Source organism: Prochlorococcus marinus CUG1417, assembly GCF_017695975.1.
In the GTDB taxonomy this organism is placed as follows: domain Bacteria; phylum Cyanobacteriota; class Cyanobacteriia; order PCC-6307; family Cyanobiaceae; genus Prochlorococcus_A; species Prochlorococcus_A marinus_AG.
Genome location: NZ_JAAORN010000001.1, coordinates 88,408 through 115,270 on the forward strand (window position 1 = coordinate 88,408; position 26,863 = coordinate 115,270).

35 protein-coding genes are annotated in these 26,863 nt (G+C 31.2%); 18 read left to right on the forward strand and 17 right to left on the reverse strand.

What is annotated here, in order from left to right; translation table 11 throughout:
- Positions 1–12 precede the first annotated feature (12 nt).
- The 3 genes from HA140_RS00445 to HA140_RS00455 are packed head-to-tail and all read left to right on the forward strand — an operon-like array spanning position 13 to position 3,953.
- A complete protein-coding gene (locus HA140_RS00445; RefSeq protein WP_209039254.1) occupies positions 13–1,821 on the forward strand; it encodes an SLC13 family permease in 1,809 nt (602 codons plus the stop codon).
- A 5-nt stretch (positions 1,822–1,826) separates the two neighbouring features.
- Complete coding sequence (locus tag HA140_RS00450; protein ID WP_209039256.1) at positions 1,827–3,230, forward strand: TrkH family potassium uptake protein; 1,404 nt, start codon at positions 1,827–1,829, stop codon at positions 3,228–3,230.
- Positions 3,231–3,248: 18 nt separating this feature from the next.
- Complete coding sequence (locus HA140_RS00455) at positions 3,249–3,953, forward strand: potassium channel family protein (RefSeq protein WP_011862125.1); 705 nt, start codon at positions 3,249–3,251, stop codon at positions 3,951–3,953.
- A 6-nt stretch (positions 3,954–3,959) separates the two neighbouring features.
- On the opposite strand, the gene HA140_RS00460 is transcribed toward HA140_RS00455, so the two are convergent.
- Positions 3,960–4,262, reverse strand: coding sequence for a ribbon-helix-helix domain-containing protein (locus HA140_RS00460; RefSeq protein WP_209039257.1), 303 nt, complete (start codon positions 4,260–4,262; stop codon positions 3,960–3,962).
- Between the two features lie 117 nt (positions 4,263–4,379).
- On the opposite strand from HA140_RS00460, the gene HA140_RS00465 reads away from it, so the two are divergent.
- Together HA140_RS00465 and HA140_RS00470 are read left to right on the forward strand one after the other, a co-directional pair.
- Positions 4,380–4,718 carry a hypothetical protein gene (locus tag HA140_RS00465; RefSeq protein ID WP_209039258.1) on the forward strand — a complete coding sequence of 113 codons (339 nt, stop codon included), beginning with the start codon at positions 4,380–4,382 and terminating at the stop codon, positions 4,716–4,718.
- 34 nt (positions 4,719–4,752) lie between these two features.
- Entirely contained in the window at positions 4,753–4,983 is a 231-nt protein-coding gene (locus HA140_RS00470) for a hypothetical protein (protein WP_011817578.1), read from the forward strand.
- Here the strand turns inward: HA140_RS00470 and HA140_RS00475 are convergent.
- Positions 4,961–5,137 (reverse strand): hypothetical protein, encoded by a 177-nt coding sequence (locus HA140_RS00475; RefSeq protein ID WP_209039260.1) that lies wholly within the window; start codon positions 5,135–5,137, stop codon positions 4,961–4,963. The two genes, HA140_RS00470 and HA140_RS00475, sit on opposite strands and share 23 nt — an antisense overlap.
- A gap of 71 nt (positions 5,138–5,208) precedes the next feature.
- On the opposite strand from HA140_RS00475, the gene HA140_RS00480 reads away from it, so the two are divergent.
- Together HA140_RS00480 and HA140_RS00485 are read left to right on the forward strand one after the other, a co-directional pair.
- Complete coding sequence (locus HA140_RS00480) at positions 5,209–6,837, forward strand: ABC-F family ATP-binding cassette domain-containing protein (RefSeq protein WP_209039262.1); 1,629 nt, start codon at positions 5,209–5,211, stop codon at positions 6,835–6,837.
- Positions 6,838–6,979: 142 nt separating this feature from the next.
- Positions 6,980–7,123 (forward strand): hypothetical protein, encoded by a 144-nt coding sequence (locus HA140_RS00485; RefSeq protein ID WP_209039264.1) that lies wholly within the window; start codon positions 6,980–6,982, stop codon positions 7,121–7,123.
- A 5-nt stretch (positions 7,124–7,128) separates the two neighbouring features.
- Here the strand turns inward: HA140_RS00485 and HA140_RS00490 are convergent, their stop codons facing one another.
- Positions 7,129–8,250, reverse strand: a complete 1,122-nt coding sequence (locus tag HA140_RS00490; RefSeq protein WP_209039271.1) for a trypsin-like peptidase domain-containing protein — start codon at positions 8,248–8,250, stop codon at positions 7,129–7,131.
- A 172-nt stretch (positions 8,251–8,422) separates the two neighbouring features.
- On the opposite strand from HA140_RS00490, the gene HA140_RS00495 reads away from it, so the two are divergent.
- The 3 genes from HA140_RS00495 (at position 8,423) to HA140_RS00505 (ending at position 9,307) form a co-directional block, all read left to right on the forward strand.
- Positions 8,423–8,686, forward strand: coding sequence for a DUF2973 domain-containing protein (locus HA140_RS00495; RefSeq protein ID WP_209039273.1), 264 nt, complete (start codon positions 8,423–8,425; stop codon positions 8,684–8,686).
- A gap of 23 nt (positions 8,687–8,709) precedes the next feature.
- On the forward strand, positions 8,710–9,093 hold the full coding sequence (locus HA140_RS00500; protein WP_209039275.1) for a hypothetical protein: 384 nt from the start codon (positions 8,710–8,712) through the stop codon (positions 9,091–9,093).
- Positions 9,094–9,160: 67 nt separating this feature from the next.
- Complete coding sequence (locus HA140_RS00505) at positions 9,161–9,307, forward strand: high light inducible protein (RefSeq protein WP_209039277.1); 147 nt, start codon at positions 9,161–9,163, stop codon at positions 9,305–9,307.
- Between the two features lie 3 nt (positions 9,308–9,310).
- Here HA140_RS00505 and HA140_RS00510 read toward each other — a convergent pair whose 3' ends face one another.
- The 5 genes from HA140_RS00510 to HA140_RS00530 all read right to left on the reverse strand — a co-directional run bounded on the left by HA140_RS00510 (position 9,311) and on the right by HA140_RS00530 (position 14,297).
- Positions 9,311–9,652: a hypothetical protein gene (locus tag HA140_RS00510; RefSeq protein WP_209039279.1), complete on the reverse strand. Its 342-nt coding sequence runs from the start codon at positions 9,650–9,652 to the stop codon at positions 9,311–9,313.
- A gap of 4 nt (positions 9,653–9,656) precedes the next feature.
- The gene (locus HA140_RS00515) at positions 9,657–10,574 is read right to left on the reverse strand and encodes a YihY/virulence factor BrkB family protein (protein WP_209040205.1); all 918 of its coding nucleotides are present in this window, start codon (positions 10,572–10,574) and stop codon (positions 9,657–9,659) included.
- Positions 10,575–10,661: 87 nt separating this feature from the next.
- Positions 10,662–11,462 carry an inositol monophosphatase family protein gene (locus HA140_RS00520; RefSeq protein ID WP_209040206.1) on the reverse strand — a complete coding sequence of 267 codons (801 nt, stop codon included), beginning with the start codon at positions 11,460–11,462 and terminating at the stop codon, positions 10,662–10,664.
- Positions 11,462–12,892, reverse strand: a complete 1,431-nt coding sequence (locus HA140_RS00525) for a TolC family protein (protein WP_209039280.1) — start codon at positions 12,890–12,892, stop codon at positions 11,462–11,464. Before HA140_RS00525 ends, HA140_RS00520 begins: the two co-directional genes overlap by 1 nt.
- A gap of 25 nt (positions 12,893–12,917) precedes the next feature.
- Positions 12,918–14,297, reverse strand: a complete 1,380-nt coding sequence (locus HA140_RS00530) for a TIGR03279 family radical SAM protein (protein WP_209039282.1) — start codon at positions 14,295–14,297, stop codon at positions 12,918–12,920.
- A 178-nt stretch (positions 14,298–14,475) separates the two neighbouring features.
- Between HA140_RS00530 and HA140_RS00535 the strand changes: the two genes are divergently transcribed.
- Both HA140_RS00535 and nadB read left to right on the forward strand, forming a co-directional pair.
- Positions 14,476–15,243, forward strand: a complete 768-nt coding sequence (locus HA140_RS00535) for a DUF3120 domain-containing protein (protein WP_209039284.1) — start codon at positions 14,476–14,478, stop codon at positions 15,241–15,243.
- Complete coding sequence (nadB, locus tag HA140_RS00540; protein WP_209039286.1) at positions 15,243–16,910, forward strand: L-aspartate oxidase; 1,668 nt, start codon at positions 15,243–15,245, stop codon at positions 16,908–16,910. The genes HA140_RS00535 and nadB overlap by 1 nt, the downstream gene beginning before the upstream one ends.
- Here nadB and HA140_RS00545 read toward each other — a convergent pair.
- Positions 16,900–17,835 (reverse strand): vitamin K epoxide reductase family protein, encoded by a 936-nt coding sequence (locus HA140_RS00545; RefSeq protein ID WP_209039287.1) that lies wholly within the window; start codon positions 17,833–17,835, stop codon positions 16,900–16,902. The genes nadB and HA140_RS00545 overlap by 11 nt on opposite strands.
- A gap of 106 nt (positions 17,836–17,941) precedes the next feature.
- Between HA140_RS00545 and rimO the strand changes: the two genes are divergently transcribed.
- Positions 17,942–19,306 (forward strand): 30S ribosomal protein S12 methylthiotransferase RimO, encoded by a 1,365-nt coding sequence (gene rimO / locus HA140_RS00550; protein WP_209039288.1) that lies wholly within the window; start codon positions 17,942–17,944, stop codon positions 19,304–19,306.
- 3 nt (positions 19,307–19,309) lie between these two features.
- Here rimO and petL read toward each other — a convergent pair whose 3' ends face one another.
- From petL to HA140_RS00575, 5 genes are all read right to left on the reverse strand, one after another.
- Positions 19,310–19,402, reverse strand: a complete 93-nt coding sequence (gene petL, locus HA140_RS00555; protein WP_025925809.1) for a cytochrome b6-f complex subunit PetL — start codon at positions 19,400–19,402, stop codon at positions 19,310–19,312.
- A 64-nt stretch (positions 19,403–19,466) separates the two neighbouring features.
- The gene (locus tag HA140_RS00560) at positions 19,467–19,853 is read right to left on the reverse strand and encodes a DUF4346 domain-containing protein (RefSeq protein ID WP_209039289.1); all 387 of its coding nucleotides are present in this window, start codon (positions 19,851–19,853) and stop codon (positions 19,467–19,469) included.
- Between the two features lie 61 nt (positions 19,854–19,914).
- Positions 19,915–21,069: a peptidogalycan biosysnthesis protein gene (locus HA140_RS00565; RefSeq protein ID WP_209039290.1), complete on the reverse strand. Its 1,155-nt coding sequence runs from the start codon at positions 21,067–21,069 to the stop codon at positions 19,915–19,917.
- 17 nt (positions 21,070–21,086) lie between these two features.
- Positions 21,087–21,737 carry a dihydrofolate reductase family protein gene (locus HA140_RS00570; RefSeq protein ID WP_209039291.1) on the reverse strand — a complete coding sequence of 217 codons (651 nt, stop codon included), beginning with the start codon at positions 21,735–21,737 and terminating at the stop codon, positions 21,087–21,089.
- Complete coding sequence (locus HA140_RS00575) at positions 21,734–22,660, reverse strand: 6-pyruvoyl trahydropterin synthase family protein (RefSeq protein ID WP_209039293.1); 927 nt, start codon at positions 22,658–22,660, stop codon at positions 21,734–21,736. Before HA140_RS00575 ends, HA140_RS00570 begins: the two co-directional genes overlap by 4 nt.
- A gap of 50 nt (positions 22,661–22,710) precedes the next feature.
- Here HA140_RS00575 and HA140_RS00580 point away from each other — a divergent pair, with 50 nt between their 5' ends.
- The gene (locus HA140_RS00580) at positions 22,711–23,268 is read left to right on the forward strand and encodes a shikimate kinase (protein WP_209039295.1); all 558 of its coding nucleotides are present in this window, start codon (positions 22,711–22,713) and stop codon (positions 23,266–23,268) included.
- Positions 23,269–23,280: 12 nt separating this feature from the next.
- On the opposite strand, the gene HA140_RS00585 is transcribed toward HA140_RS00580, so the two are convergent.
- Positions 23,281–23,538, reverse strand: a complete 258-nt coding sequence (locus HA140_RS00585) for a chlororespiratory reduction protein 7 (protein ID WP_209039296.1) — start codon at positions 23,536–23,538, stop codon at positions 23,281–23,283.
- 1 nt (position 23,539) lies between these two features.
- Between HA140_RS00585 and HA140_RS00590 the strand changes: the two genes are divergently transcribed.
- On the forward strand, positions 23,540–24,247 hold the full coding sequence (locus HA140_RS00590) for a DUF6816 family protein (protein ID WP_209039298.1): 708 nt from the start codon (positions 23,540–23,542) through the stop codon (positions 24,245–24,247).
- On the opposite strand, the gene HA140_RS00595 is transcribed toward HA140_RS00590, so the two are convergent.
- Entirely contained in the window at positions 24,234–24,959 is a 726-nt protein-coding gene (locus HA140_RS00595) for a glutathione S-transferase family protein (protein ID WP_209039300.1), read from the reverse strand. The two genes, HA140_RS00590 and HA140_RS00595, sit on opposite strands and share 14 nt — an antisense overlap.
- 54 nt (positions 24,960–25,013) lie before the next feature.
- Between HA140_RS00595 and HA140_RS00600 the strand changes: the two genes are divergently transcribed.
- Genes HA140_RS00600 through HA140_RS00610 form a run of 3 tightly spaced genes read left to right on the forward strand, consistent with a single transcriptional unit; the run spans position 25,014 to position 26,399 of the window.
- Complete coding sequence (locus HA140_RS00600; protein WP_002806502.1) at positions 25,014–25,223, forward strand: DUF751 family protein; 210 nt, start codon at positions 25,014–25,016, stop codon at positions 25,221–25,223.
- Positions 25,223–25,615, forward strand: coding sequence for a 30S ribosome-binding factor RbfA (gene rbfA, locus HA140_RS00605; RefSeq protein ID WP_209039301.1), 393 nt, complete (start codon positions 25,223–25,225; stop codon positions 25,613–25,615). Before HA140_RS00600 ends, rbfA begins: the two co-directional genes overlap by 1 nt.
- Positions 25,602–26,399, forward strand: a complete 798-nt coding sequence (locus tag HA140_RS00610) for a uroporphyrinogen-III synthase (protein ID WP_209039302.1) — start codon at positions 25,602–25,604, stop codon at positions 26,397–26,399. Before rbfA ends, HA140_RS00610 begins: the two co-directional genes overlap by 14 nt.
- On the opposite strand, the gene HA140_RS00615 is transcribed toward HA140_RS00610, so the two are convergent.
- Positions 26,392–26,862 (reverse strand): SRPBCC family protein, encoded by a 471-nt coding sequence (locus HA140_RS00615; protein ID WP_209039303.1) that lies wholly within the window; start codon positions 26,860–26,862, stop codon positions 26,392–26,394. The two genes, HA140_RS00610 and HA140_RS00615, sit on opposite strands and share 8 nt — an antisense overlap.
- Between the last annotated feature and the right edge of the window lies 1 nt (position 26,863).

The following is a 26,863-nucleotide window of genomic DNA, read 5'->3' on the forward strand; positions in this document are numbered from 1 at the left end:
AATAAGTTTTATATGAATTTAATTTCAGTAGTTAGTAGTAATTTTGATGCGTTTATAACGGTAGTTGTTTTAATAATGTCAATAATTTTATTTATCAAAAATACTATTGCACCAGAATTGACTGGTCTGTTATGTGTTGGCATATTTATAGCTACAGGGGTTCTTTCTCCTGAAAAAGCTTTAGCTGGATTTGGCAGCCCTTCCTTAATCACCCTTATGGGTTTATTTGCAGTTTCTTCTGCATTATTCAAAAGCGGTGCTTTAGATAGAGTAAGAGAATTGATTTCTTCTGAAAGTATTAGAACGCCAAGGAAATTAATTTCTTTAATCGCTTTTTTGATTGCTCCAATATCTGGAATTGTCCCTAATACTCCAGTAGTGGCATCTTTATTACCTTTGATTGAAGGTTGGTGCGAGCGAAGAAATATATCGCCATCAAAAGTTTTATTACCTCTTTCTTTTGCGACTTTACTAGGTGGAACTCTGACATTATTAGGTAGCTCAGTAAATCTTCTTGTAAGCGATATTAGTCAACAATTAGGTTATGGCGCTTTGGAGTTATTTAGTCTGACTTCAATTGGAATTCCTGTTTGGCTAATAGGTACAACCTATATGATCCTAGTTTCTGACGTGCTTTTGCCAGATAGAGGGAGAGATAAGGAGTTTATTAAAAATGGGGATATGAATATATACTTTACTGAAGTTACTATTCCCTCTTCTTCAGAATTAGTTGGACAATCTGTCAGAAATAGTAGATTGCAAAGACGATTTGACGTTGATGTTCTCGAATTGCAACGAAATGGGAAAGTTATTCTTCCTCCATTGGCTGATATAAAGATTGAACCTGATGATAGATTAATAATCCGCGTTACAAGGGCTGACTTATTTAGGCTGCAGCAGGAACACACCATTCTTTTGGGAGAAAATAAAACATCTTTTGACGGAGCTAATATTTTCTCAGATGATGAAGGTTCTAAAACGTTTGAAGCTCTATTACCGGCTGGCTCAACTCTTGCTGGTGCAAGTTTGAGAGAATTAAGATTTAGGCAGCGTCATAATGCAACAGTTTTGGCATTAAGAAGAGGTCAACAAACTGTTCAGGAGAGATTAGGCCAAGCTGTTTTACGGGCTGGAGATGTTTTATTATTGCAAGCGCCTTTAGATTCAATAAGAGGTTTGCAATCCAGTAATGATTTGCTTGTTTTAGATCAATTTGAAGATGATTTACCCGTCTTGATAAAAAAACCAATATCAATTGCAATTGCAATAGGGATGGTTGTTTTACCTTCTGTTACTGATATCCCATTAGTAGGTTCAGTTCTTTTAGCAGTTATTGCAATGGTTGCTTTTGGGTGTTTAAGACCTGCAGAGATACAAAAATCAATTAGGTTAGACGTTATTTTATTGCTGGGATCCTTATCTTGTTTTAGTGTTGCTATGCAGGTAACAGGATTAGCAGATTTAATTGCATTCAATCTTAATTTTGCTCTTGATGGTTTGCCTATGTATTGTGCACTTGTAGTAATTTTTGTATCGACCGTTATCCTTACTCAATTTATCAGTAATGCTGCTTCGGTTGCTTTGATTTTGCCCGTTGCTATTGAATTCTCAAATGTTTTAGGCATTTCACCCAATGCTTTAATAATGCTTGTTTTATTTGGAGCAAGTCAATCTTTCTTGACTCCAATGGGATATCAAACAAATTTAATGGTTTATGGTCCTGGAAGATATAGATTTTTTGATATCGCAAAATACGGAGCTGGATTAACAATTATAATGTCACTTATAGTGCCAGCATTGATAATTTTAAATTTCAGATAACTAAAGTGCAATTCAGAAGTCAAGTTTACAGCTTAAAAGATGCTTACAGAAAATTATCTGTACCTCAATTTACTATCGTTACAGGGTTGGTTATTATTTTCTTCGGAACTTTAATTTTAAGTTCCCCTTTATGTTCATCTTCAAAGGTTGGTTTGTGGGAGGCATTTTTTACATCTACCTCTGCCATAACGGTTACTGGTTTGACCATTATTGATATTGGTGTTGATTTGAATTTCTTTGGTCAAGTTTTCTTGGCTTTTATGCTTTTATCAGGTGGTCTTGGATTGATGGCGATTACTACATTTCTACAAGGTTTCGTTGTAAAAGGGACAAAGCTAAGAACTAGATTAGATAAAGGAAAAACTCTGGATGAATTCGGAGTTGGAGGAATTGGCCGAACTTTTCAAAGCATTGCTATAACTGCGACTTGTATCATATCCTTTGGCGCAATTTTTTTATATTCTTTTGGATTTGTAGATATTCAGAATAATTGGGAAAGACTATGGTCCTCTATTTTTCACAGCATTTCTGCATATAACAATGCAGGATTTTCGTTAATGTCAAATAGTCTTCAAGACTATAGAACAAATTATTTGGTGAATAGTGTTTTTGTTTTTCTCATTGTTATGGGTGGATTGGGCTGGCGGGTTATTGATGATATTTGGAGTCATAAAAAAAATCTTTCTTATAAGAAATTAAGCCTTCATTCCAGACTAGTTATTAGGACAAGTTTGTCTCTAATATTTTTCGGATCATTAGGATTCTTTATCACTGAATCATTGCTAAATAGTCAATTTTTTAGTGATTTAAATTTATTTGAACGTTTAATGTCATCTATCTTTGAAACAGTTAGTGCAAGAACTGCAGGCTTTACAAATTTTCCGATTTCTTTAAACTCTATCTCAGATACCGGTCTCTTATTACTAATGACGCTTATGTTTATTGGAGCAAGTACGGGAGGTACTGGTGGAGGCATAAAAACAACTACATTTATTGCTTTAATGGCTGCAACTAGATCAACTTTAAGAGGTCAGAAAGATGTAATTATTAGCAATAGATTAATTTCAGATAAAGTTATTCTAAAGGCAGTTGGAATAACAGTTGGATCTTTGCTTTTTGTTCTTTTAATGGCAATGTTGCTAAGTACAACTAATACTTTTGTTAAAAAAGAATCATTCACATTTCTAGAAATTCTGTTCACTTGTATCTCTGCATTTGCAACAGTTGGTTTTGATATTGGTTTAACCGCAAAATTAAATCATTTTGGTCAATTTATTCTTATTGTGGGAATGTTTGTGGGCAGACTTGGGATCCTTTTGCTTTTAAGTGCTCTTTGGCAGGCTCTTTATAAGAGTAGAATAGATAGACAAAAGAGAATTGGCTATCCTAGGGCTGATCTATATGTTTAGAATTGACTGAGTTTTATTATGGCTGATTGGTGGCAGTGGTCTCAAAAGAGAGAAAATGAAGCACTCACTTTTGCAGTTGTCGGCGTTGGAAGATTTGGAACCGCAGTTTGCAGAGAACTTATTAGTAATGGTGCAGATGTTTTGGCTGCAGATTATTCGGAAAAAGCTATTGATGATTTAAGGCAATTAGAACCTTCGATAGAAGCAAGAGTTGTAGATTGCACTGATGAAGAGTCTATGAAGGAATCGGGAATACTTGAAATGAATACTGTTGTGGTGGGTATTAGTGAACCTATTGAAGCCAGTATTACTACAACTCTTATTGCTAAGGATAGTGAAGGTAGCAAAGTGAAAAGAGTAATAGCGAGAGCTACCAGTGACTTGCACGAAAAAATGTTAAAAAGAGTAGGTGCAGATAAAGTTGTTTTCCCATCTAGGATGCAAGGAGAAAGATTAGGTTTAGAACTAGTAAGACCAAACCTAATTGAAAGATTGGAACTAGATAATCAAACTGGTATAGATGAAATAACTGTTCCAGAAGAATTTATAGGAAGATCTTTAAGAGATTTAAATTTGAGGAAAAATTATTTAGTTAATGTTCTTGCCGCAGGACCTGCTGAAGAGTTAACAGTTAATCCTCCAGCAAAATATATTTTGGAAAGAGGAAATATTTTGGTAGTCATGGGTAAAACTGTTGATTTACAGAAATTGCCTCAAAATTAATTATTTTTAATCAGATTTTTTGTAGTATCTAATCCTTTGAGGAGCTCTTTTTAGTCTTCTGATGCTTTGTTTTTCAAGTTCATCTCTAAATTTATCAGTATTTAAATTAGTTTCTGAAACAGGTCTTTTACTTTCTTTTTCGAAATATTTTTTTATACCTTCTTGAATTAACACCTTTGCCATATTACTTACTGTCCTAGATTCATTATCAGCCAAAATAGTTAATTGCTCACATATTAATTCCGGAAGGACTACTTGAATTCTGGGGGATTTAGGCTTCCCATTAGTTGAGTTTTGGCGGGTAGCCATGAGTCAATGTTGATAACTGTTACTTATAAGTATACACAGTTAGTCAAGGATACTATCTTTGTGTATATTATTAGTAAGGAAATTTATGTCCGTATCAATTAATTGTTTTATTGTCCCATGAAAAATTCAAGAAAAATTGATTCTCCTAAAAGGTCGATAATTGATAAGCCGAAAAAAAGATTAGTTAATTCTGAATTTCACGATAGTGAAAATAGTGATGTTTTGGTATCAGCTGTAATTAGTCCATATTTATTAACTCATCTTCACCATATTCTTCAGCAATCTGAGTATTATGCTCAAAAAGATGGCAGAAAATCCCACGCAGCTAACTTTGCGAAACTAAGAAAAGTTTTATGTTTAGATGCAAGAAGTATGGCTGATGCTTCTGCAAAAGAGATAAAAGATGTGGATAATGATTTATCTAATAATAAATATAATGAACAAAATGTAGCTTGAAGTAATAATCTATTAATAAATAGATTTTAAAAACATGTCTAGTAATGCTGAAAAGCTCTATAAATTAATAGCCAACGATTCCAAAAAGAAACAAAGTCTGTTTATGACAGCCTTAACTAATCCAAAAAAAGCCTTAGATAAAATATGCGATATTGGCAACGAGTTAAATATTTCTGTGACTAAAGAAGAGGTTATTGAATATTTGAGCACTATTGATGATGAGGCAACTAAAATGTGGTTAATCAAGGCGCGAGGAGGTCTTTAGAAAAAGGTTTCGAATAATTATTATTTTGATTTGGAATAGGTTTTATTCTTTTGTTGTAGCCACCCCCTCCAGCCAAAGTCCAAAAAAACCAATAACTTGGAATTGCAAGAGCTGCAGCTATGAAAATCACTGCAATTTGTTCTATTCTTTTCATAATTTAATTTTATTCCACAAAATATTTTTTAGTAAATAAGCCACAGATTTTGTAAATTCTATTTTAAAACAGTGATTAGATTTGAAGGTATAAGCAAAATTTATTCAACAGATGTTGTTTTAAAAAATATTAGTTGGGAGATTAAGAAAGGAGAAAAAGTTGGATTAGTTGGTTCTAATGGTGCAGGTAAATCAACTCAATTTAAGATTTTAATTGGAGAGGAAGAGCAAACAAGTGGAACGATCATCAAAGAGGGAAATCCTAAAATTGCTCATTTAAAGCAAGAGTTTGATTGTAATTTGAATTTTTCAGTGAGACAGGAATTAGAAAGTTCTTTTAAAGATATACAAGTTGTTGCTTTAAAACTTTTAGAAATTGAGAATAAAATGAAATCATTGGATATAAAAAAAAATTCCGAAGAACTTGAAATATTTGTAAATGAACTCGCAAAATATCAAGCAAAATTTGAAGCTTTAGGTGGTTATAAAATGCAATCTGATGTGGAAAAAATATTACCAAAATTAGGCTTTTCTATAGAAGATGCTGATAAATTAGTTGGCAATTTCTCAGGTGGTTGGCAGATGAAAGTTGCACTTGGAAAAATAATCTTACAAAAACCTGATTTACTTTTACTGGATGAACCAACTAATCATTTAGATTTAGAGACTATTTTTTGGCTGGAAGAATATCTATCATCGCTTAAAATTGCAGTTATAATAATTAGCCATGATAGATATTTCTTAGATAAATTATGTAAAAAAATAATTTTTGTAGATAGAGGAACATCTGAAACATATAATGGGAACTATTCTTTTTTTGTCGAACAGAAATCTTTAAATGAAGAATCTCAAAATAAGGCATATCAATTACAACAAAAAGAAATTGAGTTACAGAAGCTGTATATAGATAGATTTAGAGCTAGTGCAACTAGAAGTTCTCAAGCAAAGAGTAGAGAAAAACAATTAAAAAAGATTTCTAAAATTGAGGCCCCTAAAGCAAAATCAAAAAGTCCTGTTTTTAATTTTCCAGAGTGCCCTCGCTCAGGAAAATTGGTTCTTAATATCAAAAATTTGTCTCATAGTTTCGAGGATAAAATTCTTTTTTTAGATATTAATTTAAAGATTTCTTCGGGGGAGAAAATAGCAATATTGGGACCTAATGGTTGCGGCAAATCTACATTGCTTAAAATTATTATGAAAAAAATATCTCCTGAAATTGGAGAAATTAATCTTGGTAAACATAATATAATTTCAAGCTATTATGAACAGAATCAGGCTGAAGCACTTTCACTTGAAGAAAGGGTTATTGATTTGATATGTAATAAGTCTCCAGAATGGTCCCAAAAAAAAGTTAGAACATTCTTAGGGGGTTTTGGCTTTCAAAATGAAGCTGTATTTAAATATATTAAACAACTCAGTGGGGGAGAAAAGGCAAGATTAGCTTTGGCGCTCATGATTATTAATCCTAGTAATTTCCTCCTTTTGGACGAACCAACTAATCATTTGGATCTGCAATCTAAGGAAAACTTAGAATTAGCAATTAAAAATTATAAAGGTTCATTATTAATCATTTCTCATGATCGGTATTTTATTTCAAAGGTTGCAAATAGAATTATTGAAATTAAAGATTCAAAGTTATTTTCATATGATGGTAACTACCAATATTATTTAGAAAAAAATAAAAAACAAAAATATTTGTAATTAAAAAGTAATTATATTTGAAAGAAATTTGATTCCTTTTAATAAAGTTTACATTTGGCTAAGCATGATCACTCATTTATCTTTACATAGTTTACCTTCCTTGATTAGTCTAAAAATACAAAAATAAGTTTTAATAATTTTCATGAAAAATTACGATTTCCCAGAAAAAAAGTTTCAAATTTCTGATCCTATTGAAAGTTATTTTGAATGCATTGCTACCTGTGATATCAGTGATGGTATATGTATTTCTAGGTGTGTAGAAATACTTAAAAAGAATGAAAGTTAAATCTTTTAGTTATTTTGTAGATTAGTTATATCAGTGGGTATTACTTTTAATTTAATAAATTGATTTCTACGTTTCAATAATATATTTACTTGTTTATTGACACCGTTTTTACTTATTTGATCAATAACGTCTGATGCGGTTTCAATATCTTTATTGCCTACTTTTATTAAAATGTCATCTAACTTGATTCCACTTTTTTCAGCTGGACTGTTCGGCACTACATATCCAACTTTTACCACATTATTTGTTTTTTCAGAATTCCTCTCTTCTATTAGGCTAATCCCGATCATAGGATGTATTACTTTTCCATTTTTTATAAGTTGATAGGCGATTTCCTTAGCTTTATTAATTGGGATTGCGAAGCTTAAGCCAGCGCCTGGACCTGATCTTATCAAGGTATTAATACCAATTACTTCACCATCGCTATTCAATAGTGGACCTCCAGAATTTCCAGGATTAATAGCAGCGTCTGTTTGTATCAGTTCTAGTTTTTTATCATAAATTCCTAATTGAGCAACGTTTCTATTTAGATTACTAATAATACCAAGAGTAACTGTATTTTCTAATCCGAATGGATTTCCAACTGCTATAGCCCAATCACCAACTTTAATCTTTGAAGAATCTCCCAATTTTGCTTTTGGCCAAGGTCCTTTCCCTTCAATCTTTAGCACAGCTAAATCAGTAAAAAAGTCTTGCCCTATAAGTTTTGCGTTTAATTTTTTGCCATTGGTTAAACCAACTATCACCTTATCTGATCCATTTACAACATGAGCATTTGTCATTACAATCCCATCAGCAAATATAAATCCACTTCCTTGGTTTTGCTCTATCCTTGGTCGATTGTCATTAGGTAAATCTAATCCAAAAAATCTTTCAAAATATGGGTCTAGAAATAGTTGAGAATTGCTTGGAAAATTTCTTTTTTTAATATATCTTTGAGTATCAATTGTCACCACAGCTGCACCCGTCTTTTCTACAGCTTTAGTTATGAAAGATTTGTTTGAATATAAATTAACTTCATTAATTTTTGGTTTACTTACTGGTTGGGATATTACTTTTGCAGGACATGTAATGCCCACTGAACTTAATGAGGCAAATAGTAAAAGCTTCTGGATGTAACTTTTCAATTGTGAATTTCTTATGTTCTTCGAGAGATTAATACACCAAATCAGTGTAGCCTAAATATAACTACTAAATAAATTAATTGAATATAGAGAATAATTTATTAACTTAAAATAGCTAAATTTATTTTTTTCGGGCTATGATATTAAAAGTATAAATCACTAATCTATAAGTTCGATGACCATCCTATTTCCAATCATATATTCTGCAGCCTTAACTTATTTAGTTTGGAAAGCTTTTAAAGTAATGTCTAATGGTTGGGGTATATCCGATAATAAAAATAAAAGTTTTAGCACTTCCAGTTTTAAACAAAAAAAGTACACAATACATCCAGAACTTTTAGATAAATCAGGAAACATAACAGAAGAGGAACTATTAACAGTAAGATTTTCGAATGATAATGACTCTACATTAGAAGAAAAAGGTTCAACAACTGATTAATCAAATTACATTTAAGGAAAAAATTGGAATTAAGAACAAAAATCGTCTCAGCGGTCATAAGATCTCTCAAATTACCTCCAAGGTTTCGATTAAAAATGGTCAAAGAAGATCCTGTTAGGCTTGAATTAAGTCTTACCCCTTCATATGGTAAAAATCCAATTATTGTTGGATTAGTAGAATCTTTAGATCTAGTTGCTCGAAGAGATAGAGAGGGCAGAATACCTAGAGATTTGCAAGGGACTTGGGATTGGACAGTAAGGCATGGGAAAATTAGTACTGGAGGATGGAATCCAATGCTTAAAGAAGCTTTGCAAACAATGTTTGATACAGGATTGCCAGCAATTGTATATGAGGAATTAACTGGAGATGAGTATAGACCTGTTGATGGTGTTAGGCATGTTAAATAATTAATTTATTATTTTTCATAAATTCTTCCCAAAAACGTTAAAATAATCTATATATCTGTAGTGAACCATGAATGATGAAAATCAGACAAGATTCGGATTCGTAAATTTTGCTGAAACTTGGAATGGCCGTATGGCAATGATGGGTATTTTAATTGGCCTTGGTACTGAATTAATTACTGGGCAAAGTATCCTAAGACAAATTGGAATTGGTTAGGTTTTATTTTATTTCTTCTGCCTTTACCTCTACGGTACTTTCACTTGGTTTTTGATCTAATTTATCTTTTTTGTTAATATTTTCTAAATCTGCACCACAGTTCATGCAGATTTCATTCAAACCTAGGGATATTGCACCGCAGTTACTACAGGTATTTATTTTTGACTTGTAATAATTAAAACCTAGAAACACTAGAACTAATAATAATAAAGGTATTAGAAATAAAAGTAATATTATGTTGCCAAGAAAGCTAATTAAAAAGTTTATTCCAACAAATGGAACAACTAAAAGTAATATCAAGAAATAAGTAATTAAATTTTTATTAGCTTTAAGAAAATAGTTCACAATTTTAAAATTTCTTGTATCTTGTTTTTTTTGCTATTGACATGCTAGCAATAACAACGCTCCAACACTGTCCAAAATATAAAATTACTCCTAGAAGCCAGACCCACAAGGTAAGTACAAGAAATCCTCCGATAAAACCATAAGCTTGAAATCTTACGCCAAGCGAGAGTATACTTTTGCTTACTGCTAAGTTCAACGTTGTTAGGCCAATTCCAATAAGAAAAGATCCAGGTAGAAGTGGTTTTAAAGGTACTTTTCTACTAGGTAAGAGGGCTTGAAGTAAAAGAGCCATTAAAGAAAATCCAATTACTGGTATTGCAAATTTACCAACTTGTAATAGAGGTAACTTTAGTAATATATCTGAAATTAAATTATTGGATTTTGAAAGATTTTCTAAAACATTACTAGGGATCATTCTAAGATTCGCACTAATCTGATCTAGTACCATTAAAAAACCAATAAAGAATACTATCAAAAAAGCTTCAATTCTATTTCTAAGAAATCTAGAAGCTTGCTCTCTCCATGCAGCATTTACTTTTTTAGAAGGAATTTCGTCCTCCCATAGTCTATCTGAGCCTCTTTGGAGAGATAAATATGCATTTCCTGCTGTAAATAGCAAAAACATAGCCCCTAGAATACCTGCCCCAAAACCTTGATCTATTAATTTAAATAACGTTGTTTCTACTAATTCAACTACTGAAGGTGGCAAAAGTTGAGAAGCAATAGCAATTATTTGTTGGTCCAAGCCTTCTTGTTTTCCTAGGAACCATGATGCTATTGAGAGTGAAATTAGAAGAATCGGGAAAAAGGATTGTAGTGTGTAATATGCAAATGCAGCACTCAAATCAATGCAGTCAGATTTACTCCATCTCTCACAAGCTCCCCACAAACTCTTAAGTATCCAAGTTGAGCTGTGCTGCAAATTTATTTTCTTCAAATATTTTTTTTTATGCTTTTTTATTGTATCTAATTAAGAAATTTTTCAAGGAATTATGTCTTTATGATGCAACTATTTTTCCAATAATAAATTGCCCCATGGCTTTAAAATTCCAACTTTTTCTATAGATCGACAAGCAATTAATGGAAAATTAACATCGCTCAAGTCTTCTCCAGGAACTAAATTTAAAGGATCTCTTTCTAACCACTCTATAGAGCAATTGAGTTCTTCTAATAGAAGCCAGGCTGCGGCAATATCCCATATCTTAGGGGTTGATTCTATTGCTCCGAAAGTTTGTCCCATCGCTACACTTGTAAGATTTAAACTTGATACACCTAAGAGTCTGATTTTGCCAGGAAATACCGAGTTTGGTTTTTTTTGTAAAATTTTTATTGATCTACTACACAAAGAAACGCATTCACTTTGATGATTATTTTGGCTAGGATCTATTTTGAGATTATTTAACCAAACTCCTTTACCTTTAATGGATACAAACTTTTTTTTCAATGTAGGAATTATTAAAAAAGAAGATTGCGGTTTACCATCAACGAACCTTGCCACTGATATAGACCAGTAAGGAATACCTGCTGCAAAATTTGTTGTCCCATCGAGTGGATCGACCACCCAATAAGCTTTTGAGTTTGGAATTAACTTTTGCCCTTCTTCACTAAGGACGCCCTCACCTGGAGCTATTGAAGCTAAGCCATCTACTATTGTTTTGTCACTCCATAAATCACAACTTGTTAATAATGATCCATCTGCTTTATTGCTGGCGTTAATATTTCCAAAATCTTTTTGCTGACGTTGACTAACTAATTCAAATAAAGAATCTAATTTACTTAGTTGCTTATTAGTTAAATTTGGTGGATTCATCATTTTATATTGCAAATAGAACCTTTATTTTTAATTTTAGTATTATTACTAACCAAACAATTTTTACTGATATCAAGAAAAGTTAATCTTTTTAATTCATCTAAATTCAAATTGTAATTATATATTGCATTAATATTTTTTGATTTCGCATTACTTAATTCACTTTGTCTAACAAGAACATCTTTTAGAGTTGATATTCCGACATCATATCTAAGTCTGGAAAGCCTTACAGACTCTTTGCTAGATTCAATTTCTTTAAGAGAGGAAATTATTTTCTCTTCATTTAATTTGAGATTTAAGTAGGCTTTACTAATATTTGTGGTTAAAACATTTTTTAGATTTTCATAAGTATATTTTTCAGCTTCTGCCTCTTCTATTTTTGATTGATAGGATTTCTTATTTTGTCCGCCATCAAAAATACTCCATGCAAAATTTAGACTTATGGTATTAGTATAATTAGATCCAGATTTTTCAAAGTCGATATTAGTTGCTAGAGAGTCACCCTTTGAAAATGTACTAGATAATGAATTACTGATATAGATATTTGGCTTATTTTGAGCTAAAAAACTATTTGCTTGGCTCTTTTTGATTGATTGTTGAAGAATAAGGTTTTTTAATGAAAGATTTTTATCCAAACCCTCATTTATATTTTTATTCAATTTATGATTCCAAAATCCTATTAGATTTTGCTCTTTATTAGTTTCAAAATCCTCCTTAATATTGAGAATCTCTTTGAGAGAAATTTTATTAATTTCATGTTCTATTTTCTTTTCATTAAGTGATTGTTTATCTCGAGATAATTGAGCTTCTGCTTCAAGAACTTCAAATTTTGTACCAATTCCAGCATCTAACTTCGCTTGAGCATTTTCTAAACTTGTAAATGATAAATCAAGTGTGAACTGTTTATTTTGAATATCTTGAAATGACTTTTTGTATTTGTGATACCTGATTCTTGCTTCTTGAATTAAATCTTTTTTCTTTATCTCATAATTATTTTCTGCAATTTTGTAATTTGTTTTGGCAATTTCAATTTCGGATCCTCTAATCGGGGCAATTACATCCCATTTGATATTTAGGGATGGATTAGCAGTAAATTGTGATGTTTTTAAATTAGGTGAATTGCTATTGTACTTTTTACCTGCAACATATTTTGGTAGCCCATTGGCTTGGAAATCTAAGGAAGGATACCTTTTGGCAATTTGACTGGAAAGATTAAAGCTTGCTGAGGCTACTAAGTTTTGTAATGACTTTAATTCTTGATTATTCAATACAAGTTTTTCTATTTCTTGATAATCAACAAAAGTAATATTTACTCTTTCTTCTAGAACATTATCAATATAATTTTTTGTTTCGCTCGAAAGAACATTAACAGAGTTGATACTAAAAGTAACTGGTAAGAATAAGATAGGATTTATTATTCTTCTAAGCATGTTTTATAGTATCGAAGATATTCGATTAACCAATCAAAGTATTAATAATATCATTTGAATCATCAAGAACGTGAATTTTGGTATTTAATTGATTTTCAACTTCTTGGATATTTTTATCATCTAAAAATAAATCAGTATTAATTTTTAACATAATAGATGGGATGTAAACAGCTTCTCCTAAGTCTTTATTTTGCAGCCCATGAATCAGGTCTTCTCCCGTTAGGAGTCCAGTTACAACTTGCTCTTGTCCCCAATAAATACTTGGTAGACCATATAAATTAATTATCAATCCATCAATTAAGTTTAATTTTTTAACTACAGGAATGAGGGCTTCATAGACTAATTTACCTACAATCCAACTAATTTTTTTTGGCTTTTTTACTTTTTTGGGTAGGTTTTTAGACTTCTCTTTTAATGTTTCTAGAAAGTTTCTAATAGTGCCAACCCCATTAGATTCTTGTGGCATATTTTCGTAGGTTTTGTAACTAGGTAGATTTGTACCAGCAATCAAATACCATTCGTCTGCTAGCCAACAAAAACGAGTCCCATGAGTAATTTGTAGAGAGGCTTGAATTCTCTCTACTTGTTTAATAGTTTTTATTGCGTATTCTGGGTTTATTGATTTCAATCCATCATTTTCAGGTCTAAATTTTGTAAGTCCTACAGGAACTATTGCAACTGAAAGTACTGTCTTAGAGGTTTTTTTGTAGAATTCAGCAAGTTCTAAAATTGATTTCTCAAGAATATCTCCATCGTTTATATCTGGACAAATAACAATTTGAGCATGTATTTGAATAGAGTTTTTTTCAAACCATGAAATTTGATCAAGGATCACTCCTGCTTTTTTATTTTTTAATAATTTTTCTCTTGTGGCGGGATCAGTAGCATGAACTGAAATAAAAAGTGGGGATAGTTTTTGCATAGCAATTCTTTCCCAATCTTCTTTTCTTAAATTCGTTAGAGTTAGATAAGAGCCATACAGGAAACTTAATCTATAGTCATCATCTTTTATATAGAGGCTTTTTCTTTTACCACTTGGCTGTTGATCAATAAAACAAAATGGACATCTATTATTGCATTGCTTGATTGAGTCAAATAATGCATCCTTAAAATTTATACCTAAATTAACGTCTTGATCTTTTTCAATATTTATATTGTGAATTTCATGATTTTTATCTAAAACTGATATGTCTAAAAATTCTTCACTAATGAGAATTTGATAATCAATTAAATCTCTTGGTTTTTTCCCATTAATACTAATAATTGAATCACCTGATTCAAATCCTATTTCTTGAGCAATGGAATTAGCTTCAATACTTTCAATTTCTGCAGGGTTTATTTTATAAGTAATGTTAGGAACCAAAAGATCATTGGGATCTTCTGTGTAATTAATTTCTTGCCACACAATTTAAGGCCACAAACTCTTATTTATATTTATTCTAAACTTATATATGACTCAAAGTGTATTAAATACTTTTAAAAAACTAAATATAGTTTTGAAATTATGGGCCTTTAATTTATTAAAATATGTCATTCGCAGTTTTCTAAAACACGATTTAGATTAATTAAAATAACCTTTTTCATTGAAAGAATTAATTACAAAAAATTTAGAAGTGAAAGATAAATTGAACTATGAATTGCAAAATACATTTGATTCATACGAAGATAGTTTTTTATCAAATCCTATATCTTTAAGATTATGGTCTTCTTTTTTTGTAATTTTACCTATTTTTGTTCAAGCTCCTTGGGTTAGATTAGAACCAATAAGTGCTCTTTGTTTTACTTTTGTTATTCTCCTAGTGGCATTTGTTTTGAATCAGAAAGGATCAAATAAGTGGTTTATTGTCAGTTCATTATTACTTGGTGTATCAGGTAGTTGGCTTGGTGGATGTTTGTTTTGGGGATGGTTAAGCCCATTTCCTATTTTACATATACCTGTTGAGGCTGTAGTTCTCCCATTAGCTTTAATTGGATTTGGTACTAATTGGAAAATAGGTTCAAGTTTTTATATCTCTTCTTTATTTGGAACCGCAATTACCGACATTACAATATTTTTAATCGGAATTATGGATCAATGGAAGCAGGTGATTACAGCAGATTCTGAAAATGCACCTATAATTCTTCAAAAAACTTCAGAGAGTCTTATCCAAATAAAATCTCTATCTATTATTGTTTTTGTTGCTCTTATACTTTGGTTTATTTCAAAAGAAATTTTAGATTCAGCAACAATCAATACTACTAGTGGTAAAGCACTTTTAGTTTCTAGTTATGTAATTCAAACGACATTAATTGTTGATGGTATTTTTATTGTTTTAGCAATTCTTCAACCAACTTTTAGTGGATTGGTTTAATGTTAAGGCCTCCATTTTCGCAAGAACCGATACCAATAAATAATTGGGATGTAATAGTTGTAGGTGCTGGAGCTGCTGGCCTTATGACTTGTCTTGAATTACCTGCAAATTTAAAAGTGCTTCTTCTAAATAGAAATACTAGTAAGGTATCTTCCAGTAGATGGGCCCAAGGAGGAATTGCATCTGTTGTTAGACAAGATGATTCATTTGATCTTCATGCTGAGGACACTTTAAAAGCAGGAGATGGGCTGTGTGATTTTCAAGCTGTAGAAATGTTGGTTAAAGAAGCTCCAGGTTGTGTAGACAGGTTGCAGAATTTAGGGATGATTTTTGATCAAAGTGCTGATCAACTAGCTACTACCTTGGAAGCAGCCCATTCAAGAAGAAGAGTCTTACATGTTAAAGATCGTACTGGACGAGCCTTAGTTGAAGTTCTAGAAGATCATATTGAGAATCATAAAAATATTCTTCACTGCAGGGGTGTAAGAGTCACTGAGCTTCTCATTGAAAATAAAGAATGTAGAGGAGTTCAGGTTCTTGATGGAGCAAATTTATATTGGATTCAATCGAGAGCTGTTGTTTTGGCTACAGGTGGGGGTGGTCACTTATTTACTAATACAACAAATCCTGCTCAATCATCTGGAGAAGGGATTGCTCTTGCATGGAAAGCAGGCGCTGCTATCGAAGATTTAGAGTTTGTGCAATTTCATCCAACCGCTTTAAAATTTTATGGCGCACCTTGCTTCTTAATATCTGAGGCACTTAGAGGAGAAGGAGCGATTTTAGTTGATAAAAATGGTGAAAGTCCAGTTAAAAATCTTGAAAATCGTGATTTAGCTACTAGAGATCAGGTAAGTAGAGCAATTATGAAAAATATGCATGATAATAATGTAGATCATGTTGGCTTAGATCTTCGGTATATTGACCCAGAAAAAATCGTAGAGCGCTTCCCCACGATCTTAAGTCGATGCCAGGATTATGGTGTTAACCCTCTCAATGAGGTTATTCCCGTAGCTCCTGCAGCTCATTATTGGATGGGGGGCATTAAAACTGATTTAAATGCATCTTCAACAAGAAAAGGATTATATGCCGTTGGAGAAGTCGCTTCTACAGGTGTGCATGGTGCTAATAGACTGGCAAGCAATTCACTGATGGAGTGTCTTGTTTTCGCAAGAAAAATGTCTTCAATTGTTTTAAATGACTTTTCTAAATTTCAAAAATTTGATAGATCATTTAAAGAATTTGATATTGAAGATCCTAAAGAAGGTCAAATTTCTAGAATTGCTGAAAAAATTGATGAACTAAGAAAACTATGTTGGTTAAATTTAGGAGTATCTCGAAATAAGGCAAATATGAGTAAATTTTTAAATAATATTCAAGATGATATTTCTCAACTACAAAAAAATGCTTTACTAAGTACTCTTGAAAAAATAGAATTTCATCAAAAAATTAAACTTAGTGAGCGCAATAGGAGGGCACTTAATCTTTTACTGGATTTAAAGAACAGACAAATAACCACCATAACCTTATTAAAAGCTTGTCTTTTTAGAGAAGAGAGTAGAGGAGGCCATTATAGAGATGATTTTCCAGCTAAAGATAAAAATTGGGAATGCCATACTAGACAAAAGTTAGATCATAAAATTCAGAAGAGGTTTATTAAAAATTAGAATCTCCTTGATAGCCCGTCTTTACGGCTAATTCATTTAAGTCGCGAGTACCACTGATGATTTCTCCATTTATTTCCCAAGAAGGAAATCCACTAATTCCTTTTGTTTGGCATAGCTCATACTCATTATCTTTACCATCTTTAGCGCATTCAACTACTTTTAATTCTTTAACTGCTTCCCTACCAAATAATTGTTTCTGATCGTGGCAATGCGGGCACCAGTATGCACTATACATAAAAATGTTGTTTTCACTTAAAAATTTTGCAAATTTTACCTTCTGGGGAGAGCTTGAAGTGGTAATTATTGGCGATACATTTTCAGTGGGGCTTGCAACATTTATAGCATTAGAGGGATCAACGTTTGTAGACCAAATTAAGCCTCCTAGCAAGACACTAATTGCTACAATAAAACCTCTAAAAATCATAGGTTCTCTACTTTCAAACTTTGCTCCAATCATAGAAATTATAAAGATAGAAAACGATAAGATTGCTGAAAGTATACAAAAAAAGCAATATGCTTGAATCTTAAAAAACATTATATTGATTAATAAAAAGCTAAATGTTGATGATGAACAAGATATTAGAAATAATAACCACCATAAAAACTTATTTAGTTTTTCTTTTGGGGAAATTAAATTAAGCGAAAGTATTATTGTGATAACTAATATTGATAAATAAGTTATAAATCCAGCTAATGAGAGAGGTATATTAACTTGATTATTTTCAAATAAAGTACCCCAAGGACTATTTAAAACTGTTTCACAACCATTTTGTATCCCTGGGCATGAAAGCGAAGTAAATAATCCCCAGTTTTTTAAAGTAATAGAACCTGTATCAACTATGCCTATAGTGCTAAGAATTCCGATTATGATTTTTGGCCATTTCAAATCTTTTTTATTTCTTCTGTTTAAAGTCTTAAGGGCCATACAAAACGAAAGTTTGTTATTTACATTATCTATCCTAATATTATCTTGGCATGAAAAATATATTACAAAATGCTTTTTAAATCTTTTAATTCTTATTTTTCAAGTTGTGAAACAAAATAGTCTCAATATAAAAGAAAAAAAACTATCTAAGATTGCATTCAGTCATGTTGGTTGTGAGAAAAATCTTGTAGATACTGAACATATGCAAGGCTTACTATATAGAGAGGGTTATGACGTTGACAGCAATATAAATGATGCAAATGTTGTTGTTGTAAATACTTGCAGTTTTATTGAAACAGCTAGAGAAGAATCTATTAGAAAAATTCTAGAATATACAAATCAAGGAAAGGAAGTAATAGTTGCAGGCTGTATGGCTCAGCATTTTAAAGATGAACTTCTAAAAGAAATCCCTGAAATAAAAGGTTTGGTTGGAACTGGAGATTATCAAAAAATAGCCAAGGTTTTAGACAGAGTAGAAAAAGGGGAAATCGTTAATGAAGTTTCAAAAATACCTGAATTTATTGCAAATGAGGAAATGCCTCGTTTTGTAGATAAAAACAAATTTGTTGCTTATCTTCGTATTGCTGAAGGCTGTAACTATAATTGCGCTTTTTGTATTATTCCTAAATTGAGAGGTCCCCAAAGAAGTAGAACAATAGAATCTATAGTTTCAGAAGCCAAAAGTCTTGCAAAGCAGGGAATACAAGAAATCATATTAATTAGTCAAATAACAACTAATTATGGTCAAGATATTTATGGAAAACCATCATTAGCCAAACTTTTGAATGAGCTTTCTAAAGTTCCAATTCCTTGGATCAGGATACATTATGCTTATCCAACGGGTTTAACTGATGAAGTTATTAGAGCCTTCAAAGATTCAGAGAATATAGTGCCTTACTTTGATTTACCACTTCAGCATAGTCATCCAGATGTGTTGAGGAGTATGAATAGACCTTGGCAGGCTTCTTTGAATGAATCAATTTTGGAGAAAATTAGAAAAGAAATTCCATCTGCTGTATTAAGAACTAGTCTCATTGTCGGTTTCCCAGGAGAAAAAAAAGAACATTTTGAACATCTTCTGGAATTTTTGTATAGGCACAAATTTGATCATGTAGGAGTGTTTATTTTTTCTCCTGAGGATGGAACTGCAGCTTTTGATTTGCCAAATAGAGTATTCCCAGAGGTTGCAGAGGCAAGAAAAGATAATGTTATTTCAGTTCAACAAAATATTTCTAAAGATAAAAATCAGTCATATGTTGGTTCAAAAATGAAAGTTTTGGTAGAAAAAATATCAGATAATAACGAATTAATAGGTCGGTCCTACAATTTCGCTCCTGAAATTGATGGAAATGTGATTTTATCTATCAATAATAAAAATGATTTGAAAAATTATATTGGTAAATTTGTTGAATCAAATATTTCTTTTGCCGATGAATATGATTTGTATGGTGAGATTATTAAAATTTTGTAGTTTTTAAATTAATTTAACTGCTCTTAAGAGCTTATCTAATGCGAAAGCAGCTCCAAAACCAAAACCAATAAATGCAATATAGAAAATGATGTTCATTAATTTTTTTATTTTTATTTAATTTAACATCAGATGAAAAGATTAGATTTTTTCGTTTAATTTCTTAATCTTGGATATATGGTAATTTTTTGTATAAACATTCTTCTGCTTTTTGTAGTTCCCGGCCTAAATATAGAGCATGATCGAATCTGGTTATTAAGTCATTTCTTTCTTCAGTAATCAATATTCCAAGTTGTTTCGCACTAGTACCTTTAAAAATTTCATTACTAACTCTTTTATTTTGAGAGTCGCATTTAATTGGTTCATTTGTTTCTGGGTCAAGAGCATAGCCTTCTTCATCGATGTTATTTAAAAAGTGTTCTAAAATTATTTTATTTTCTTCTAAATCTACTTTTATAATAAAATAACCGTTTGGATCTAAATCTATATATCTGTTGGATAGATTATTATCAATCTTTATTTTTTCATCTAAACTTTTACTAGAATCCATTATTAGAGGTTAATAAAAACGCATACTACTAATATAAACTTTAGAAAAGCCATATAATTTTTTATTTAAAGGGTATAGAATTATTCTCAAATTCAATTTCCTTCTGGGTTTGTTTATTAACTTCATTTAGCCAAGGATAAATTATATTTTCCATATTTTTGTCAAACCACTTATGCAAGCTAACGGTCCTTTTTGCAAAAAACCCTCTCCGCCTTTTATGTTTACCCCCCGCTCCAGGATCAAAAAAATGGATACTATTTTTTATTGCCCATTCAATTGGCTGGTAGTAGCATAATTCAAAATGTAAATTAGATATGTCTTCTTGACTTCCCCAATATCTACCCCATAAGTTGTTTTTATTTTTAATGCACATCGACATGGCAAAAATATCATTTGAATCATTTTTTGATGCACTAAAAAGTAAAATATTTTTTTTATTAGCAACAATTTTTTCGAAAAATGTAGATGTTAGATATTTACTTCCCCAAACTCCCCACCTAGAACAATGCTGTTCATAAAAATTATGCATTTTTTTGAGGATTTCTTGGTTGATATCATCTTCACTAAAAATTTCTACTTTTACATCTTGTTTAGTAATTGATTTTCTCTCTTTTTTTATATTTTTTCTCTGATTAGAGTTAAATCTACAAAGAAAGTCATCAAATGTCTTTTCTCCATTATTTCTCCATTCACTGCTGGAATTTATCCATTTATGGTATCCCAAAGATTTAAGATGGTTGCCCCAGCTTTCGTCAATATATAAAAAATTACAACTTAAAATTTTGTTTGTAATCGCAAAGCTTTCGATATGGTTTATGAGTAAATTTGTAATTTCTTTCTTATCTCCATTTTTTTTATAAAGAAATTGATATCCATTTACAGGACTATAAGGACTCATTCCAATTAATTTAGGGTAATAATTTAAATTCAGCTCTTGAGCCAATCTTGCAAATGATTGATCAAAAATGAATTCTCCATAGCTATGATTTTTTAAAAAAAGTGGAGCAATTCCTAATATTTCTTCATTTTTATAAGCAACAAAATATAGAGGTTGCCAACCAGTTTCTCTTGAGACACTTTTTGATATTTCAAGGTTTTTAAGCCAAGTCCATTCATAGAATGGATTTTTGATTTCATTTGTTAATTCATTCCATATCTCCTTGGATATTTCCTTGATTGACAATTTGACTTCAACTTTATGTATTTTTTGGTTCATTTATTATGGAATCTTTTTCAAATTTTTTTGTAATGAATATGGATTTCATTATTCATTAAATTTTTAATTGATTTTATTTCCCATAGTCTTTTGAGATTAAAAATCTCATTTGTTTCTTCTTGAGGTATCCATGTATATTTACCTCCAATAATTTGTGGAATTATTGTAATTTTTATATCTGTTATTAGATCCTCTTTTATAAATGAATTTATAAGTTTTGCACCTCCTAAAAGAGCTAGATCATTTATCCCTTGTTTTTTAAGTGAAATTAAAGTTTTACTCCATGAATCTTCGAAAAAGAGTTGTTTCTCGAAGTCATTATTCGACGAATTATCAACTTTACTTGAGCTTATTAGCCATCTTCTAATTGGTTGACGAAAGTATTCCCAATTACTGTTAAATTTTTTGCTATTTGAGGCAACTATAGAAATTGGTTGTTTTTTTGATAATGTTACTTCGTCATTACCATAGAGATTTTTAATTAGGTAAGTTGATTGATGAGCTATTAAAGTACCTAAACCAAAAATGGTGGCGTCAACCATTGATAAGTGTTGATTTAACATTCTTTTATCTTCTTCGCTTCCTAGATGCGATTCTCCACCTCCGGGAAATGCAATTCTCCCATCAAGACTAGATGCTATAACAATTATTACTCTTGGGATACTCAAGTTTGTGAGACTAAACTATTTTCAAGTTTCAACTTAAATGAATTGGTTAGCTTTTGATCAACATAAATTTCTGCAGCATTATTTGGGCTCTCTTGGAGTCTTATTTTGTGTAATGTTGCACCAAGTTCATGTATTGGATCTTTAAGAATATCAGAAATATATAAAGCTATATTTTCAGCAGTTGGAACACAATTCTTGAAAAATTCGATGTCTTTATTTAGAAAAGTATGATCTAGTTGTTCAACAACCAATTCATTAATTATCTCCTGGAGTGCAGATAAGTCGCAAACCATTCCGGTTCTTTTATTAATGTCTCCTTTTACAGTTATATCGACAAGATAGTTATGACCATGTCCATTAACTCTGGCACATTTCCCATAGATTTTTTTATTTTCATCAAAGGAAATCTCTTCTTTTGCAAGTCTATGAGCGGCTGCAAAATGAGTTTGTACTGTTAAAAATGCTTCCATGTTTTTTCCAAAATAATCTGCCCATAAATTAGGGTTTTCAAAAAGCCTTAGACTTGTAAGAGGTAAATCATCTTTTAGACGACTCCAAATAACCATTACCAATGCTTCAGTTGTGGGAAGTATACCTTCTTGATTATTAATATTAAATTCAGGCCAGACATCATTTAAAAAACGAAAATCTAATTGTCCAGTAACCTTATCTTTAATAGAGTGTTTTACATCAGAGAGATTAAGTACCATTCCATCAGAGTCTAGTTCTCCACCCATTGAAACAATAAGTTCATAATTATGACCATGACCTGGTGCAATACTGCAATTTCCAAAAAGAGATAAATTTTCTTCTGGGGTTTTTTCAGGAAGCCAATAACGGTGACTAGAACTAAAGCAGGCACGTCGAGTTATGACGCATTCACGTCCTTTGCCATGTAATGGTTTGGATTGTGTAGAAGTCATAGCTTTCTGCGATAATACTATCTTAAGGTTTTAAATACGCTTTTGTCTTTATGGAACAATCTATTATCAAAAAAACAGTTCATACTTTAAAGGGCAGAAGCATATTTTTAATAGGAATGATGGGTTCTGGTAAGTCACAAACTGGTTTGAAGCTGGCTGAATTATTGAAGTATAAATATATTGATTTAGATTCGTTAATAGAGAAGTTGGCAAAAAAATCAATCAATCAAATTTTTAATGATGAAGGAGAAAATAATTTCCGTGAATTAGAAGCAAGCTGCCTTAAAGAAACTATCAAAATTCCTTCATTAGTAATTTCTACTGGGGGAGGAATAGTTACCAAATCGGAAAACTGGGGAATCTTAAGGCAGGGAATAATTGCTTGGATAGATCTTGACAAAGATATAGCAATTGAAAGATTGAAAAATGAAATTAAAAATAGACCACTTCTTCAGGGAAAGAATCTGAATGATTTATATATGAGCATTTTTCATTCTAGAGAAAATTTGTATTCTCAAGCAGATTTAAGAATTCAAGTAAAAAGGGAAAATATTGAAGAAGTCGCTATGAAAATAATTAATGCAATTCATAAAGAAATAATTAATTAATTAATTAATTAATTAATCTGGCTCAATTCTTACTGCAAACCATTTTATAACGTATCCTAATTTTATTTCTAATTCATAAGTGCTTTCTAATAATTCTTCAAAAAATTCATTATCAGGACCTTCTATATTTTGATATATTGTTTGTGCTTCTGTCTTACTGAGCCAATTCTTTAACCATAAAATTGCTTCTTGCTTTGATACAATTTTTTCTTTTGAATCTGGCTCTAATAATACATAATGATCTGATGCTCTTATTAGTGGATTTGACATAATGAATATTCTGCTTGGATTAATTCTTTGCTTGATTTTTCAAGGAATTTTTTTAGAAAGTTCTTTTGCTTCTGTAAATTCTAATGTACGAGAGTTTTTGGAAAATCGTGTAAATCAATGGCCAGAATTATATTTACCAAATTTTAAATTGTCGGATACTTCTCAGGATTTAATTTATCCTCAATGGTTCGAGGGGAATTGGCTTGTTACTTCTCAAGATATAATTAATGATTCAGAAGAGCCAGTTATTTATAAAGTAAATTTCTTTAAGAATGATTCAGATTTAGTTGTTGGAAATCGTGCAAAAAATTCTGAATCTATTGGAAAAGCAATATTTGGTGATACCTTAATCAAGGTTGTAAATGATCCTCAATCTATTAATAATCAAATTACTTATTTAAAAGATGATTTTTATATCGATTCAAGAATTACAGGGAGAAATCAGATCCAAGATGATGATATTTTTTTCGCAGATGAGCTAGTTATACAAACTGCACATAAGCCAGGTGCTTCAAGGATTAATCAGGTAGAGACCATTAGTAAATTTCAAAAATGTTCCGAAGAAATTTTGGAAGTTGATAATTCAATCAAACCATCAATTTGTGGAGTGCAATATGTTGCTTCTTATGGTTCAAAAGTTGGTGATCCTTCTATTCTTGCTATAAATACAAATAAATATAAATTGACGTTTGAATTTATTGAGAGTTAGCACTAAAAAGATATTCTTCTAAGTTGTTCCTCCAAATGAAAAGATTTTCTAAATAAGGGTTGTTTATGTATTCTTGGCTCCCCTCTCCTGAAAGAATTGGTCCTGCAGACTTTGGAAATTTAAGAAGGGATAATTGAGCAGCAATTGAAATATCTGCAATTGATAAACTATCTCCGACTAAATATTTCTTGTTGATCAAGGATTTTGATAAAGCTTCCAGTAATTTTTGGAGTTCTAAATTATCTGTAGAAGACAAAATTACATTAGAAATTTTACTAAGATTTTTAAAAGGTAATTTATCAACAATACTTTTAACTGAAGAAGGTATTTCATCTGGAAGTAATGCAGTTCTTAGCTGTGGATTTTCTATTGCAGATTTTATTAGAGCTTTTCTACAAGTTGTAGCCATTGTAGTATCTGCCCAGTCTTCAATTAGTTTGCATTGTGCAAATAATATTGGGTCCTCAGGAAAAAGTGGATTGTTATCATTTTTTTTATCTATATATTCGCAAATATTTGAAGAGTCATTAATAACTTGATCATTACTATCTACTATTACAGGTACTTGTTTTTGACCTGATAATTTAAAGATTTCAAATTGGCCTATTCCAGGTGTTACTTCTTCAACTCGATATTGTAGTTTTTTTGCATGAAGAGCCATTCTTGTTTTTAAACAAAAAGCACTATGCCTAAATTGATATAATGTAATCATGCTGTTTAATGTTTGTTAAAACTTAGCTAAAAAAGTAATCTATTTGTGGAGCTGATGGGCGAATTTTTCTCTAATGTTGCGAGATATCCAAAGTATTTGATATCTATCATTGTTGGGGGACTTGTTGCTTTGCTTGAACCTTTATTCAAAAATAGATCAAATCCTCTCACAATAGTAGGATTGATATCTTCTGTCTTAAGTGCTTTCATAACTGTTTATTTTGTCTTGCAAGCGATGACAAACCCAATAAACTTACAACCATAATGCCAAATAATTACCGTCTTGCAAAAGTTTCTTCTCTTTTGAAGAAAGAAATAACCCTTATTTTGCAGAATGATTTAGAAAATGATCTTATTAGAGATCATTTCGTCAATATTTCTAAGATTGATTTATCAGGTGATTTGCAACACTGTAAAATTTACATAACTTCAACTGCTCAAGAGAAAGTAAGGAAAGAGATTGTGGCAAATTTGAATATTGCTAAAAGCTCCATAAGACATAGTTTAGGTAAAAGAATCGAGATGAGAAGAGTGCCAGAGATAATTTTCAAAGAAGATGTTGTTTTTGATAAAGGGTTATCAGTCTTGAAACTTCTCGATGAATTAAAAAATAAAACTCAAGACAAAAATAGTGAGGATAAGGATGCCAATAGTTGATCTACCCCTTGATCAAAGAAATATAATAATCACTCGATCAAAAGAAGGGATATTGGATATAAAAAAGATATTCACAAGCAAGGGCGCTAATGTATTTGATTTGCCCGCAATAAGTATTGGTGATCCTGATGATTTTAATCCTCTTGACGAAGCATTAAATCAAATCAATGATTTTCATTGGATTATTTTTTCCAGTAGTAATGGGATCAAATTTGTGGATAAAAGACTTAGATATTTTAATAGTTCATTAAAAGAGTGTTCTAAAAAAACAAAAATCGCTGTAGTCGGGCAAAAAACCTCAAAAACTCTTGATGATTTTGGGATTAAGGCTGATTTCATACCTCCAGAATTTGTTGCTGAAAGTTTAATTGATAATTTCCCCATATCTGGTTATGGACTACGAGTCTTTGTACCAAGAGTTCAAACAGGTGGTAGGGATCTAATTGCAGATCAATTTAGAAAGGCTGGTTCTCGTGTATTTGAGGTTGCTGCATATGAAACTAGATGTCCTGACTCAATTCCCGAAGAAACAATTGATATTATTTCTAATCGAAAAGTCGATGCAATTCTTTTCTCAAGCGGTAAAACCGTATCAAATGCTGCTTCTTTACTAGAAAAAAAACTTGGTAAACATTGGTTGGAATATTTTGATCAAATTAAGTTGTTAACTATTGGACCTCAAACAACAAAAAAATGTAACAAGATTTTTGGAAGAGTTGATGGTCAGGCACAAAAATATACTTTTGAAGGACTACTTGATGAAGCAATTAATATTTTTAGTTAGACAAATTTTTTGTATAGTTCTTTTCAACTAAATCTTTGAACCTATTAATATTGGCCTGTAATTCGTTTGTAACCATTTTGCCTAAAATATTTTCTTCCATAAAACGCGCAATCATTTTAGGTAGCTCATAAGTTATGGCTAAATTTACTGTTGTGATTTGATCACTGTTACTTTCGAAAACTACTGATCCCTCAGTTGGCAAACCACCTATAGATTTCCATTTAAGTTTCCTTTTTTCGACCCTTTCTATAATTTGAGCTCTCCATTTAAACCTAAAACCATTTGCAGCTAAAGTCCATTCTGTTAAATCTGGTAACGTATTAGTCTCTACATCAACTGTTTTTACAGATTCTATCCAGCTCATCCAAAGTGACATTGAGTCTAAATCGCTCCATGTATCCCATACATTTTCAAGAGGCGCATTAACAACTGTTATTACTTCATGTTTTAGCCAAGTACCCATG